16 protein-coding genes are annotated in these 13,187 nt (G+C 69.7%); 5 read left to right on the forward strand and 11 right to left on the reverse strand.

All coding sequences use genetic code 11. The features are described from left to right. The first annotated feature begins 5 nt into the window (after positions 1-5). Positions 6-1,406 carry a glycoside hydrolase family 32 protein gene (locus ACFV9T_RS00485; protein ID WP_385435861.1) on the forward strand — a complete coding sequence of 467 codons (1,401 nt, stop codon included), beginning with the start codon at positions 6-8 and terminating at the stop codon, positions 1,404-1,406. Here the strand turns inward: ACFV9T_RS00485 and ACFV9T_RS00490 are convergent. Beyond that, on the reverse strand, positions 1,369-2,433 hold the full coding sequence (locus ACFV9T_RS00490; RefSeq protein ID WP_385435862.1) for a LacI family DNA-binding transcriptional regulator: 1,065 nt from the start codon (positions 2,431-2,433) through the stop codon (positions 1,369-1,371). The genes ACFV9T_RS00485 and ACFV9T_RS00490 overlap by 38 nt on opposite strands. A 132-nt stretch (positions 2,434-2,565) precedes the next feature. On the opposite strand from ACFV9T_RS00490, the gene ACFV9T_RS00495 reads away from it, so the two are divergent. The 3 genes from ACFV9T_RS00495 to ACFV9T_RS00505 all read left to right on the forward strand — a co-directional run bounded on the left by ACFV9T_RS00495 (position 2,566) and on the right by ACFV9T_RS00505 (position 3,744). Further along, positions 2,566-2,916 carry a hypothetical protein gene (locus tag ACFV9T_RS00495; protein WP_385435863.1) on the forward strand — a complete coding sequence of 117 codons (351 nt, stop codon included), beginning with the start codon at positions 2,566-2,568 and terminating at the stop codon, positions 2,914-2,916. A 313-nt stretch (positions 2,917-3,229) separates the two neighbouring features. Then, the gene (locus tag ACFV9T_RS00500; RefSeq protein WP_385435864.1) at positions 3,230-3,493 is read left to right on the forward strand and encodes a type II toxin-antitoxin system Phd/YefM family antitoxin; all 264 of its coding nucleotides are present in this window, start codon (positions 3,230-3,232) and stop codon (positions 3,491-3,493) included. Then, positions 3,490-3,744 (forward strand): Txe/YoeB family addiction module toxin, encoded by a 255-nt coding sequence (locus ACFV9T_RS00505; protein ID WP_385435865.1) that lies wholly within the window; start codon positions 3,490-3,492, stop codon positions 3,742-3,744. The genes ACFV9T_RS00500 and ACFV9T_RS00505 overlap by 4 nt, the downstream gene beginning before the upstream one ends. Positions 3,745-3,820: 76 nt before the next feature. Here the strand turns inward: ACFV9T_RS00505 and ACFV9T_RS00510 are convergent, their stop codons facing one another. Next, positions 3,821-4,714: an NADP-dependent oxidoreductase gene (locus ACFV9T_RS00510; RefSeq protein WP_385435866.1), complete on the reverse strand. Its 894-nt coding sequence runs from the start codon at positions 4,712-4,714 to the stop codon at positions 3,821-3,823. Between the two features lie 70 nt (positions 4,715-4,784). Here ACFV9T_RS00510 and ACFV9T_RS00515 point away from each other — a divergent pair, with 70 nt between their 5' ends. Continuing rightward, positions 4,785-5,447 carry a TetR/AcrR family transcriptional regulator gene (locus tag ACFV9T_RS00515; RefSeq protein ID WP_385435867.1) on the forward strand — a complete coding sequence of 221 codons (663 nt, stop codon included), beginning with the start codon at positions 4,785-4,787 and terminating at the stop codon, positions 5,445-5,447. On the opposite strand, the gene ACFV9T_RS00520 is transcribed toward ACFV9T_RS00515, so the two are convergent. The 9 genes from ACFV9T_RS00520 to ACFV9T_RS00560 form a co-directional block, all read right to left on the reverse strand. After that, positions 5,366-6,208 carry a MerR family transcriptional regulator gene (locus ACFV9T_RS00520; RefSeq protein WP_385435868.1) on the reverse strand — a complete coding sequence of 281 codons (843 nt, stop codon included), beginning with the start codon at positions 6,206-6,208 and terminating at the stop codon, positions 5,366-5,368. The genes ACFV9T_RS00515 and ACFV9T_RS00520 overlap by 82 nt on opposite strands. Before the next feature lie 700 nt (positions 6,209-6,908). Next, a complete protein-coding gene (locus ACFV9T_RS00525; RefSeq protein WP_385435869.1) occupies positions 6,909-7,829 on the reverse strand; it encodes a phosphoadenosine phosphosulfate reductase in 921 nt (306 codons plus the stop codon). 57 nt (positions 7,830-7,886) lie between these two features. Further along, on the reverse strand, positions 7,887-8,984 hold the full coding sequence (locus ACFV9T_RS00530) for a DUF4192 domain-containing protein (RefSeq protein WP_385435870.1): 1,098 nt from the start codon (positions 8,982-8,984) through the stop codon (positions 7,887-7,889). Beyond that, entirely contained in the window at positions 8,981-9,487 is a 507-nt protein-coding gene (locus tag ACFV9T_RS00535; protein ID WP_385435871.1) for a hypothetical protein, read from the reverse strand. The genes ACFV9T_RS00530 and ACFV9T_RS00535 overlap by 4 nt, the downstream gene beginning before the upstream one ends. Continuing rightward, complete coding sequence (locus ACFV9T_RS00540) at positions 9,484-10,488, reverse strand: N-6 DNA methylase (RefSeq protein WP_385435872.1); 1,005 nt, start codon at positions 10,486-10,488, stop codon at positions 9,484-9,486. The genes ACFV9T_RS00535 and ACFV9T_RS00540 overlap by 4 nt, the downstream gene beginning before the upstream one ends. A gap of 89 nt (positions 10,489-10,577) precedes the next feature. After that, a complete protein-coding gene (locus ACFV9T_RS00545; RefSeq protein ID WP_385435873.1) occupies positions 10,578-10,880 on the reverse strand; it encodes a hypothetical protein in 303 nt (100 codons plus the stop codon). A 67-nt stretch (positions 10,881-10,947) separates the two neighbouring features. Continuing rightward, positions 10,948-11,586 carry a hypothetical protein gene (locus tag ACFV9T_RS00550; RefSeq protein WP_385435874.1) on the reverse strand — a complete coding sequence of 213 codons (639 nt, stop codon included), beginning with the start codon at positions 11,584-11,586 and terminating at the stop codon, positions 10,948-10,950. A 300-nt stretch (positions 11,587-11,886) separates the two neighbouring features. Further along, on the reverse strand, positions 11,887-12,516 hold the full coding sequence (locus ACFV9T_RS00555) for a hypothetical protein (protein ID WP_385435875.1): 630 nt from the start codon (positions 12,514-12,516) through the stop codon (positions 11,887-11,889). A 40-nt stretch (positions 12,517-12,556) separates the two neighbouring features. Next, positions 12,557-13,057, reverse strand: a complete 501-nt coding sequence (locus ACFV9T_RS00560) for a hypothetical protein (protein WP_385435876.1) — start codon at positions 13,055-13,057, stop codon at positions 12,557-12,559. Between the last annotated feature and the right edge of the window lie 130 nt (positions 13,058-13,187).

A 13,187-nucleotide genomic window follows, 5' to 3' on the forward strand; every position in this document is an offset into this window, starting at 1 on the left:
GTTCCGTGAGCCAGTCGACCGACGCCCACAGCCCGCGCTTCAGGGTCCGCCCGCCGGCCAACTGGATGAACGACCCGAACGGGCCGTTCCGCTGGGGTGGTCGGTACCACCTCTTCTACCAGCACAACCCCGACGCCCCCGTCCACGCGAACGTCCACTGGGGCCACGCCTCCAGCCCCGACCTCGCCCACTGGGACGACCACGGGATCGCCCTGCGGCCGGCGCCCGGCGGCCCGGACGAAGCGGGCTGCTGGTCCGGCTGCGTGGTGGACGACGGTGGTGTACCGACAGCGGTGTACTCCGGGATCGGCCACGACCACCAGGGCCTGAGCGCGATCTGTCTCGCCGTGGCCGAGGACGATGACCTGGAGGAGTGGAAGCAACTGCCGGTGCCGGTGGTCGCCGGCCCGCCACCGGGCCTGGCCGTGACCATGTTCCGGGACCCCTTCGTCTTCCGCTTCGCCGGACGCCGCTGGGCGCTGGTGGGCGCCGGCCACGCCGACGGCACCCCGTCCGTCCTGGTGTACGACTGCGAGGACCTGTACGCGTGGCGGTTCGCCGGGGTCCTGCTGGACGGCCGGGACCCGGCGGCGGCCCGCACCTTCGGTACGCGGACGATCGGCTGGGAGTGCCCGCAGCTGTGGGAGACCCCCGGGGGCGACTGGGTGCTGGCGGTGGCGCTGTGGGACGGCGACCCGCTGAGCACCGCGTACCTCACGGGGCATCTGGTGGAGGCGGGAGACGGTGGACCGAGGTTCGTCGCCGGTACGGGCGGCGGTCCCCTCGACCTCGGCCGTGACTTCTACGCCCCCTCCGTCCTCCAGGACGCGGAGTCCGGCCGCGCCCTGCTCTGGGGCTGGTCCTGGGAGTCCCGCCCTCGCGAGGAGGCGGACCGCGCGGGCTGGTCCGGCGTCCTCACGGCACCACGCGTGGTGGACACCGACGAGAACGGCACGCTGCGGGTCGTACCGGCCGCGGAGCTCGAACTGCTCCGGGCGGCCGTCCCGTTCACGGCCACACCCGGACCGCGTCGACCGCTCCCCCTCTCCTACGACCTGCTGGTGACCGCCCGGTCGGCGGCGACGGTGAGTCTGCTGCGGGCCGCGTCCGGAGCCGAGCTGACCGTGCGACTCGACCCGGCGTCCGGCGCGGTGACCCTGGACCGCACGGCCTGGCCACGCGCCCGCCCGGACGGCGCGGCCCCCCTGGTCCTGCCCACCCCGCCGGGCGGGACCCTCACCGTACGGATCCTCGTGGACGGCTCCCTACTGGAACTGTTCGCGGGCGGCCGGGCGATGGCCACGGAACGGGTGTACCGACGCGGCGACGACGTCGCGGAGCTGGCCGTATCGGGGACGGCCGTCGAGGTCACGGGCTGGGAGTTGGTCCCACCGAGCCCCGCATGACGACCGGGCACTCCAGCCGCCGGGTCGTGACGGGCGGCGCGGTCCCGCTGTCGATGGCGTCCAGGAGCAGGCGGGCGGCCGTCTCTCCCATCGCACGGTGCGGCAGAGCGACCGTGGTGAGGGGCGGGCTGAGGAAGGCAGCCATGTGCTCCTGGTCGTCGTAGCCGACGACGGACAGATCGGCGGGCACGTCGAGGCCCAGGCGCGCGGCGGCGTGGAGGACACCGGCGGCGACCCGGTCGTTGTAACAGACGATCCCCGTGGGCCGCCGGTCGGCGGGAACACGGTCCAGCAACCGCGACGCTCCCTCGTACCCGGCGGAGATCTCCCCTCCCGTCCGCAGGAGCCAGTCCTTCTCGGCGGTCAGCCCCACCGCCCGCAGCGCGTCACGGAAGCCGCGCAGCCGCTCCGCGGTCGCGATGTCCTCCAGGCCACCCACCAGGGCGACACGGCGGTGGCCCGCGTCGAGGAGGACGCGCGCGGCGCTGCGGCCACCGACCCTCTCGGCGGGGATGACGGCGGGGAGGGAGCCGTCCTCGGGGAGGCAGTTGGCGAGCACGGCGAACGTGCGGTGCAGCCCTTCCGGGACTCGGGCGCGGCGCAACGACAGCGCGGCGTAGATGATCCCGTCGACCCTCCGGTCGAGCAGTTCGGCGACGGCCGCGTCCTCGGTGACCGGGTCCTGCCCGGAGTCGACGGTGAGCACCAGATGCTCACTGTTCCACGCCGTGTCCATGGCCCCGCGCAGCAGCTGCCCGGCGAACGGCGATGTGGCGATCTCGTCCGTCACCAGACCGATCACGGCGGTACGACGTCGGCGCAGGCCGCGGGCGACCGCGTTCGGCCGGTAGCCGAGCTGTGCGGCTGCCTTGCGGATCTTCTCCTGCGTCTCGGCGGAGAGGTTGCCCTCGGCACGCCCGTTGAAGACGAAGGACACGGCCGTGTGCGACACCCCGGCAAGCCGGGCGACATCCCGCGAGGTCGCCCGCTCAGCCCCGCCACCCCGCGTCTTCTCCACCCCGCCCATGCCCCGTCTCCGCAGACTTTGCCTGATCAGGCAAATCCTACCCGCAGGAGATGTCGCGGAGCCCGCAGCGGACCGAATGGGACACCGCGGTGGGACAGCCGCTGACCTCGGCACGCCGGGGTGCGGGTCGTCGTGCGACCGTGGCCGTCCGACCGCCGGATTTGGCTGTTCCCCGCCGACCAAGCGTCGCCCGTACGGGCACGGCGGACGTTCCGCCGTCTGCTGCAACGTGCCGACGCCGCCTACGGCGCCCAGCGGAGGGTCGTGCTGTCCCGTCGGTGCACGGCGCACAGCAGGCGCTGGACACCACGCGACGCGCGAGAGAAGTCAGTCACGGCTCGCTACCCGCGTCTGCGCGCGCTCGAAGAAGCCCGCACCCTGGCGGCCGACGGCGCACTGGACGTGGACCTCCTCCTGGGCAAGAGCAAGTACCGGCCCACGAGCGCGGCAGACGACGTCCGCGACGGTGGAGTGGATGGGTAACCCTCGCCGACTGCCCCATCGACACCTCCGCCCTCGCCCGCGGGGCTTACGCTGATCCGCTGCGATCGCGACGTCGAAACCATCGCCAGCACGACAGGGCAGCCGGTGCGCATGATCGACCTCAGGCGGTAGTACTCCGCGAGAACACAGCGGGCCCTGAATCCGTGCTACTCCCGAGACGTTTCCGCAGATCACAGACCCGCTCGATCCGGCGCGACGAGGCATTTGCCTCACCGGACGGCCGGCTGGTGATGATCAGTAGACACCAACAACCTCGTACGATATCTTGTACAAGTCAAGAGAGGAGGCAGCCATGCCCATCACCGCCAGCGAGGCGCGCCAGAACCTGTTCCCGCTGATCGAGCAGGTCAACGAGGACCACGCCCCGGTTCACATCACCTCCCGCAAGGGGAACGCCATCCTGATGTCCGAAGAGGACTTCACCTCCTGGACGGAGACGGTGCACCTCCTGCGCTCCCCCAAGAACGCCCGCCGCCTGCTCGACTCCATCGCCGAGACGGAGGACGGTAAGGCTCAGCGGCGTGAGCTGATCGACCCCGACGCGGGACAGGCGTGAAGGTCTCGTTCACCTCACACGCCTGGGAGGACTACACCTACTGGGCCGAGAACGATCGCAAGATCGTAAAGCGCATCAACAAGCTGGTCGACGACACGATGCGCGACCCCTTCAAGGGCATCGGCAAGCCAGAGCCGCTGAAGGGCGACCTCTCAGGTTATTGGTCCCGGCGGATCGACGACACGCACCGGCTCGTGTACAAGCCGGCCGACGACGAGTTGATCATCGTCCAGGCCCGGTACCACTACTGATCACGCGCTCCGCCGTAGCAGGGCAGACGCAATCGGCTGGCTCAATCTCCGTTTGAGGACGACGCCCAGCCGGCTTTCAGACGACCAGGACCCGGCGCCCGCGCGTGTGCCCAGCACGGCTGTCGACGTGCGCCGCTGCGGCCTCGGCGAGCGCGTACGACTTCTCTACCGGGATGTGGAGCTTCCCCCGCGAGATGAGGCCGACGGCCTCGGCGAGCGCATCCGGCACGCTCCCGGCCACGCCGGAGAATCGGACACCGAGCTCCGGCGCACCGAGATCGGCGATGGAGATCACCTTCTGGGGATCCCCGGTCAGCTCGACGAGCTCGCGGATCACGCCCGAGCCGGCCAGATCGAGAGCCGCGTCGACATGGCCGAGCCGCCGCACCCGCTCGGCCCAGCCCTCGCCGTACGTCGTGGCGAGGGCACCCAGGCTCCGCAGATAGCCCTGGTTCGCGGCCCCAGCCGTGCCGATCACCGCGATGCCGCGGTCGCGGGCGATTTGCAGCACCGCCGATCCGACTCCCCCGGACGCGCCGCTGACCAGCAGCGTCTGCCCGGACCGCACACCGACCTCCCGGATGACGCGCAGCGCGGTCTCCACCACGGAGGGGTATCCGGCCGCCTCTTCGAACGTCAGCCCCTCGGGCATACGGACCCAAGCCGACAGCACGGCGAACTCGGCATAGGTACTTGACCCCTCGCCGAACACGCGGTCGCCGGCCTCGACCCCTTCGACACCCTCGCCGATCTCGTCCACCACCCCGGAGGCGTCCAGCCCGACTCCGGAGGGCAACTCGATCGGATGGGCCCCCAGGACCTGGCCTTCACGAACCCTCCAGTCGACGGGGTTCACGCCCGCCGCCCGCACGGCGATGCGTACCTGACCGGGGCCCGCGTGGGGCTCCTCGGCGTCCATGAGTCGCAGAACGTCCGGACCGCCGAACTCGGCAAAGCTCACTTTCTTCATGTGACGGACCGTAACACTAACCGTTAGGTTTTAGAAACTGCTTCACTTTCATATCTGATAGCGTTTGGGCATGACCGTGCCGACTGGACGCCGTGAGCGCAAGAAGGCCGCGACCCGCCAGAAGATCGCCGACACCGCCCTGCGACTCTTCCTGGAACGCGGGTACGACGCGGTGGGCATCCGTGACGTGGCCGCCGAGGCCGACGTGGCCGTCACCACGCTCTTCTCCCACTTCGCCTCGAAAGAGGCCCTGGTGTTCGAGCAGGACGAAGACTTCGAGCAACGCCTCACGCAGGCGGTCAACGGCCGGGCGCCACACGAGCCGCTCATCCCGGCGCTGCGCCGCGAGATCCTGGCCCTGGTGCGACATTGCACGACGGACAGCGCCGCCCCGGTCTGGCGCATGATCGACGCATCACCCGCCCTGCGGGAGTACGAGGAGTCGATGAGGCTGCGCCATGCGGAGTCGCTGGCAACGGCCATCGCCGCCGGTCCCGATCTACCACAGACCACTACGGCCTGCCGGACGATCGCGAGGTTCGTGATCGACGCCTATTCACTGGCCCGCGAGGCGGCCGATCCGGATACCGCGGTGGACGAGATCTTCCGGATGATCGAGGCGGCCTGGGAGGTCGCCCACCCCTCCAGCGATCAGCTGCCTGCGGAGAGGTCCCCGTCAAGGAGCTGTGCCGTGAGTTCCACGCACCGCGTCCGGGCCGCGGAGAAGCCGTAGGGCATCTTGGTTACCGCTTCGAAGGCGCTCATCCGGGCGTCCTCCTCGCCGTTCGCCTCGGCGTCGTCGATCTCGAACAGCTTCTCCTCGGCCGCGTCCAGTCCGGCCGCTTCCATGGCCTGGAGCAGGGCCGTGTGGTGGGCGCAGTGCCGCGCGGCGAGTTCCTCGACCTGCGGGTCGTGGGGGTCGACGGTGTCATCGAGGGCGGCGTCGGCCGCGTCGAGGCGGTCTGCCTCGGCCCGTAGGCCGGGATGGGTCGCCAGGATGATGAACACGCTGGCCTGAATCGCGGCTCCCAGCGGCCCGAAGATCCGTTCCGTGACCAGCAGGGCGTCCAGGTCAGAGGGGCGCAGTGCGCCAGAAGGCAGGTGGCTGAGCCGGTCCGTGACCAAGGGGGAGAGCAAGCCCAGTGGGCTGCCCACCCCCCGCAGGCGCTGGACTGCCGCGCGCTGACGCTTGATATCGGCCTCCTGGGCGGCCAGGGTCTCCTCCAGCCGGCCCAGGACGTCCTCAACGTCCCGGGCTTCGTCGAAGGCGGCCCGCATGTCGTCCAGGCTGATGCCGGCCTCGGACATCTTGCGGATCCACAGCAGGCGGATCATGTCCTCGTAGCCGTAGCGGCGGCGTCCGTCTCCGCCTCGCTCGGGCTCCGGGAGCAGACCGATCTGGTGGTAGTGGCGAATGGCGCGCGGGGTGGTCCCGGCGAAGGCGGCGGCATCACCGATCTTGACTTCGCGGGGAGGCGTGACGGAGGGGTACATCGCAGACAGGGCCTTTCGTGCCGTGGTGCCCTCGACAACACCACATGCCGCTACGGCACATGCAACTCCACAACACCCAGATCCTGACGGACTATCGGGCGTTCCCTCGCGGCGGAGGGCGACCGCCTGTACGCCCTCTCGGGCCGGGCACCTCGCTGGTTCTGGTGGAGCACCGGGTACGGCCGCCGACAGGGTGAGCACGGAGTGCGCCGACGGAGCGGCGATCCACTGCGCCGCAGGTCAGAAGGATTCTGCCCGCGTAGCGCGGAGTGGGGCGGGTGGGACTCGAACCCACGGCCGACGGATTATGAGTCCTTTTCGGATCTTCCGATCAGTCCCCATCCTTGCCGCGATCTTCCAATAATTGCAGGTCAGAAGCCCATTGTTGTTCTGGCTCTGCGCCAGCTTTCCTGATCCTTCCGGGTCCTTCCGTCCCCTGCGTGTCCCCTGGCGGTCCCCGAGAGCCCTTCCGCCGGAGCAGCTTGGGAACGCCTCACTGCATCAACGCAGGTTGAGCGCCAGGTAAGTTGAGGTTTCGAACTCTCACGCAGCGGAGTGCCCTACCGGCGTAGCGGGCTCTCGCCCCCTGTGCCCGGGGACGGAGCATCGCGGCTTTTCACAGGTCAGCCGCCTGATCCCAGCGTAGTGCGTCTCGCTTCATGTCCGACGTCAAACAGCATGTCGCGGCCACCGACCATGGTCAGGTCATGCACCATCCGGAATCGCAGCCGGTGTCGATTGCGCTGACCGGCAGGACCTCCACGCCATCGCGGATGGCTTCCCGCAGTGGCTTGCCGAGGCGCGTCAGGTAGACGTGGTCCTTGCCGAGGTCGTCACGCCGACCGTTGAGCAGGTCCTCAAGCTGGCACGCCTTCGCGAATAGCTCGGGTTCCGTACGCCGCATCTGGTGCCACGTCTCCGGCCGGTGGAAGGGACAGAACCAGCACGAGGACTTCGGCGGCACCGGCAGCCCAGCGGAGCGGACGATCCGCGCGCAATCACTGCGACGGATGCCACGCTCCAACAACGGATACTCGATCCGCTCGTGCGGGTCACAGCGACGGGTGTTCGCCCGGTGGATCTCGTCCAGGGTGATGCCGATGCCGACTGTGGCGGGGTGCTGTGCGCTGGCGCCGCGCCTCTTGAGTTCACGGCCGATGACCTTGATTTTGAACTGGGCGGTGCATGAGCGGGTGCCGGGGGCTCCGTTGGACATCCGTATGGGGATCTTCAGAGAGCGTGAGCCTTCCCGGGTGAGGTCCTGGTAGAGGGTGCGGACCTCTCCGGTGCGCTTCATGACGTGGTCGACCACGACGAGTTCGAGGCCGTGTTCGGCTGCGAACGGCATGGCGTATTGGTGTAGGTAGCGGATGGTTCCTGGGTTCTCGGAGTCGTCACCGACGTTGGCCATGATGAAGGTGCGGTAGTTCAGCTCTCCACGGGCGGCGAGCACGAGGGCCGCCATGGACTGCCAGCCGCCGCCGAAACTGAATGACCGTAGTTCGCGGCGTAGGGGTGTGGTGCGCCGCCAGCGCCTGAGGGGGTGTTGGTTCTTGTCCTCGAACCGCGGGAGGTGGACGGTCTGCTGTGCGCCTGTGTCGGCAGGTTCTTGAATGTTCACGCTTGGTGCCTCTGTTTGGGGCGGCCCCGACTGGTGTGTCGGGGCCGCCGTTCTGGGTCAGTGCGTCGTTGGGTCCGAGTGCGTGGTGCGCGCCAGCCGTTCGGCCCGGGTTTCGCGGGCGAGGTTGAGAAGCACCTGGGGGTCCTCGCCGTCGGTGATGGCGCAGACGAGCAGCCCGGCCAGCTCGTAGTCGGGGTCTGCGGTCAGCGCGTCCTTGAGTGCGAGGCGGGCGGTGAGGGTGTCGTCCTGCCGCCAGGCGACCCAGGCCAGGAGGGAGAGGAGGGGCACGGCCTTCTGGGTGTAAGGGGGAAGGCACCGGCGAGCGAGGAAGGACCAGAGGCGCCGGGCGTGCGGAAGGTCGTCGTCTTCTGCGAACTCGATGCCGTGGTCGCAGGCCCAGCCGTTCTGGAGCCCGTGGATGATTCGGGCGGCCATGTCGTCGGCGAGGTCGGTCGCGCCGTTTCGGAAGGCTCGTATCGCGGTTTCGAGGAGCCAGTGGGTGACATCGAGGGCGACTTCCTGCCCGCCAGGTGTCGCGCACTGGGCTGCGTATGCTGCGGCCTCGTTGTCGAGAACCCGGAGTTGGCCCGGCGCGGCTGGTTGGGCGGGGCGGAACTCCTTGACGATCTCGCCTGTGCGGCGGCCGGGTGAGTAGCCCATGCGTATGAGTTGTGCGGCGGCGCTCTTCGGGTCGTCGAGCGCCGGGAGCGGGTCGCCTTCGCAGCAGCCGTCCCATTCGCATTCGAATGCCCACCATCGGCCTGCGACGAGTCCGAGTGTCTGGGTGACGCTTCCGCGGAGTTGTGTGCAGGTCTCGGTGAGCGAGTTCGATACTGGGCGGAGGAGTTCGATGACCTGTTCTGCGCTCTGCCCCGGCTCTGGTTCGCGGCAGAGGTAGACGATGATCTCGCCCACGGTGTCGTGTGCGTTCTCCTGGACATGGGTCATGAAGCGGCGGGCGAAGAGTTCGGCTTCCTCCTTCCAGTCGGCGGGGTTGTCCGGGAGGGGGCTGGCCATGGTGGGCCCGTCGATCAAGTTGGGCCCGACGTTGTGGAGGACCATGCTGTCGTCCGGGTAGTGGCCGAGCATGAACGGCAGGATCTCGGCGAGGTTGGCCAAGCTCGTGATGATGAGCTTGTTCTCGGGAACGGTCACTTCAAGGTTTCCTTCTCTTTGGGGTCGTGCGCGGCCGTGGGAGCTGTGGTGACGACCCGCTTGGGCTTCTTGGCGAGTGCGGGTGTGAGCTGGTCGCGCAGCACGCGGCCGATTTCTGTCGGCAGGTCGTCGGTGTGGCGGGTGGGGATGGTGGCGTGCCAGGTGCGGCCGGGTTGGAGCCGGGCGTCGTTGGCGGCTTGTGCTTCGGCCTGTTCGATGGCGGTGCCGTCTGGGATGGGCGGCAGGTTGGGGCCTGCGGTGATCCAGGTCTGGATGGCGAGGCCGCGGGGCTGGATGCGGAGGCCGATGTGGTGGCCGTCGGGGTGGTGGTAAGTGGCGGTGCGGTCGGGGGTGTCGGTGTCCTCCTTGTGCCAGGGGGGTTCGAGGGTTGGGGTGATGTGGTCCAGGGGTGGCACGTCGATCTCGTCGCGTGGTCCGGCGAAGGCCGGGCGTCGGCGGCGTGGTGCGGGGGTGGTGCCGGGTCGGTCGAGGGTGTCGGTCACGCGGCTGTGGTCTCCGGCATGAGCTGGTCGAGGAGTGCGACGGCACGGCGGTGGGCGACGATCGTGGTGGCGGTGTCCATGTACCGGTCGCGCTGCTCGAAGGCTTCGGCGGCTTCGGCGCGGGTCTTGGCGTGGTCGTCGTCCGGGGCGAGGGAGTCTGCGCAGCCGATGAGGCAGCGTGGGCCGAGGTCCCAGATGATCGTGTTGACGGCGGCGCACCCGGCGGAGAGCGAGTCGATGTCGTTGCCGTACCAGTGGAAGTCGTGGGTGTTGAGGCCGAGGTCGCGCAAGCGTTGGGCGACGGAACGGAACATGGTGCCGGAGCCGACGGCGGGTTCACGGATGCACATGCCGGGCTTGGCGAAGTCCTTGTCCACGGTCATGTTGGCGAGCAGGTCGGTGACGCACGCCGGCGTGTGGTATTCGCCGCGCCACTTCTTGTCGCTCTTGTGGCGAAGGCCGGTGAGCAGGGGGCTGAGGACGTCGGCTTCGGAGCGTTGCCAGGGGTCGTCGTGGCCGGTGAGGTCCATCAAGCCGGTGTTGATGGCGGCGCGGGTGACGGCGTGGACGGCACGGAGTTGCTGCTTGTCGGGGTCGGGGTTCCAGGCCCAGTCGTGGAGGCGTATCGCGCGGTTGATCAGGTCGGGGCGCTTGATCCAGTGGCCGAGGTAGATCTCCTTGAGCAACTGCGGGAGTTCTTCGGGCTTGAGGTTGAGCACCCAGTCCGCCAGGCCGGGGACGTTGCGCAGCAGGGAGAGCCCGGCGACGGTGCCGAGGGGGACGTCGATGCTGCTGCCGCCGAAGGACTGGTACCAGGCGTCGAGGACGTTCTCCGCGATCTTGCGGGCGTGCTCGTACGGGTCGCGCGGGGCGGCGTAGGGGCGGGCGGTGATCTTGCCGGTGGGTCGGGCCTTGTTCTTGGGCGGGGGCTTCTTCGCCCAAGAGGGCACGGGCCGTTCAGTGATCGGGGCCGCGGCGCGGGGCAAGAAGTCGTTGGACATGGCTGCGGAATCCTTTCTGCGGGCGCGCATGGGGCCGCCCCGGTGCGCAGAGCGCGGCCGGGGCGGCGTATGGGTGCGAGTGGTGCGGGTCAGCCGAGCTGCTGGTGGTCCCGGAGGGCGGTGAGGATGCCGCGGATCTCGACGTCGTGGGCGGCGGCGGGGTAACCCCCTTGGCGAAGGCCGTTGATGAGGAACATCAAGGCCGCCTCGTCGGCGTCCATGTCATCGATGAGCTGATCGAAGCTGGCGTCGCGCAGTACCTCGGGGCGGTGCTCGTAGCCGATGCGCAGGGTCTTCTCGATCTCGGCGAGGGTGGCGACGGTCTGCTTGTCGGTGAGCCCGAGCAGGGCGGACCAGGACGCCATAGTGGCGTCGTCAACGGGGAGTTTCACGAGCTGATGCCCTTCTTGTTGGGGCCCTGCCCGGCCGCGTGAGTGCGGCCGGGCACGGGCGGCGGGGTCAGGAGGTGGGGGCGGTGGGGAAGGGGTTGTACCGGTGGTCGGGGTGGCAGGCGGCGTACAGGTCGCCGGGAAGGCGATCGGTGATGACGCCCCATCCGGCCCAGCGCATGACGGCGAGGTAGCCGAGGTCTCCACCCGCGAAGCCGGTGCGGGTCTTGGCGCCGGGGTCGGGCGCGATGAACACCCAGCCGGGCAGGTCTCCGGCGTCGTCGGACACGACCTGGAAGCCGGGGCGCAGTTCGCGGACGCCGTCGGTGTGGATGGGCGGGAGTCCGGCGGCGGTGAGGATGCGCACGGCCTGCTGGACGTATGGGTGGCCGTGGCACTCGGGCACGGTGCCGACGCCGGTGTGGATGGGGGGCTCGTACGGGAGGCGGCCGACGGCGGCCTTGTAGATGTCCATCAGGAGTTGGGCGTCCTCGCGGCGGCCCGCGTGGCGCATGGCGAGGTTCGCGATGATGGCGATGGCGTGCCGGTCCTGGGTGAGCAGGCGGCGGTACTGGTCGAGGCTTATGCCGGTGGTCACCTGCACGCGGGCGAAGTTGCGGGAGGCGAAGCGGACGGCGTGGGCGACGTGATAGGCGTCGAGTCCTATCTCGTGGGCGAGTTGGCGGACGCCGGGCGAGTAGTCGGTCATTGGGTCTCCAAGAGGTCGCTTGCGCGAATGGGTGCGCCCCCGGCGTTGGCCGGGGGCGCGGGGTACGTCTGGGGTTCGGTGCCGGTTACCGCCGTCGGCGGCATCCGGCGTGACCGCAGCCGCCGCAGAAGCCGCCGCTGTTGCACTCGCAGCCGCATCCGCTGTGGTTCTCGGTTTCCATTTCCGATCCCCTTTCCCTTCGGGCATTTCCCGAATTCCTTACTTATATCTTAATGGCAAATACCCCAGAAGCAAGGTGTATCCAAATTCGCGCGCATTCAATTTCCGCAATTCAATTCCCTAATTCGCGGCGGCGGGAATGAGGTCGGGCCAGTGGACCGCCTCCAGCGCGCGGCGGTGCGAGTCGGGCACCGGCACGGTCGGGTAGCCGAGCCAGTCGAGCCCCATCGCGGCGAGGATCGTGGCGTCGGCCTGGTCGTAGCGGCCCGGCCCCTCGCACGCGACGCCGTACCGCTCGACGGCCGCCGAGCGCACCATCCCCTTCGCGATCCGGGCCCGGTCCTTGCGCGGGAAGCTCTGGGCCGGGTTGGCCCGGCCGGTGGCGTAGATCGTGCGCCCGTGCGGAGTCACGACGGCGTACGGGATGCGATGCCGCCACAGGTACTGGGTGACCAGCCACCACAGCCCAGCGAGCTCGTGGTGTCCGGCCTGCCCGCCCTGGGCATACGCCGCGCCCTCGACGACCGCCAGGTCCACGCTGCCGTTGACGCTCAGCGCGACGGCCGCGACCAGCCAGTCCAGCCGTTCGTGGCTGCGGCGGCGGCCGGGCCGGTAGGCATGCGCCCAGTCCGTCCCCGCGATACCGGTCGAGGTCAGCGACAGATCAAGGCCGACAACCCGCGGTTGCCACTCCCCCATTGCCTGGAAGCTGGGCAGGGTCACCGGGGCACTTTGGAGTTCGGCGGTCACGCGGCACCTCCGCAGGCGCTGACCAACTCCGTCCGACGGCTCACCGCTGCTCCTCGCCGGTCGCGGCGCGGTGCTTGGTGATCAGGCGCTCAGCCTCGGCCATGGCCGGTCGCTTGTGGCGGTCAAGCCACTCGCCGTCATAGCTGCCGACCGGCCCCCACAGGTACCAGCCGATGGCGCGATAGCCGTCCTTGGTGTTCCGGCGGCAATAGCTCAGCTCCCACCAGCCGTCGCGCCAGCGCCACAGGCGCCTCGCGTCCGCGTCGCTCACCCAGCCAGCGCGCTCGGCCAGGGCCTGGAGGCGTGCCACATCGGTGCGCAGCATCGCCGCTTCGGCGGCTGCGTCCAGGTCGCGCGGGGCGGTGTGTTCGGTGCCGCTCGCGCGATACGCGGGCGAGGTGGCGCGGAGGCCGAGCTGCCGTACGGCGTCGTCCCGTTGACGGGCGACGCGCCGCAGCAGTCCGGCCGCGCCGTGCAGGCCCCGCTTCTCCAGCCACTTCGCGGTGGCGTCGATCTCGACGCCCACCGAGAGGTCGTTCATCTGTCGAACTCCTTGAGCCGGGCCGCCCCGGCGCATGGCGGGGGGGCCCCGGGGGGGGGGGGGGTTCGGGGGGGCGGCCGTGGGGGGGGTGGGGTGCTGGGTGTTATACAAAAGAGGAGGGGCGGGCGGG

The organism is Streptomyces sp. NPDC059850 (assembly GCF_042731515.1).
Taxonomy (GTDB): domain Bacteria; phylum Actinomycetota; class Actinomycetes; order Streptomycetales; family Streptomycetaceae; genus Streptomyces.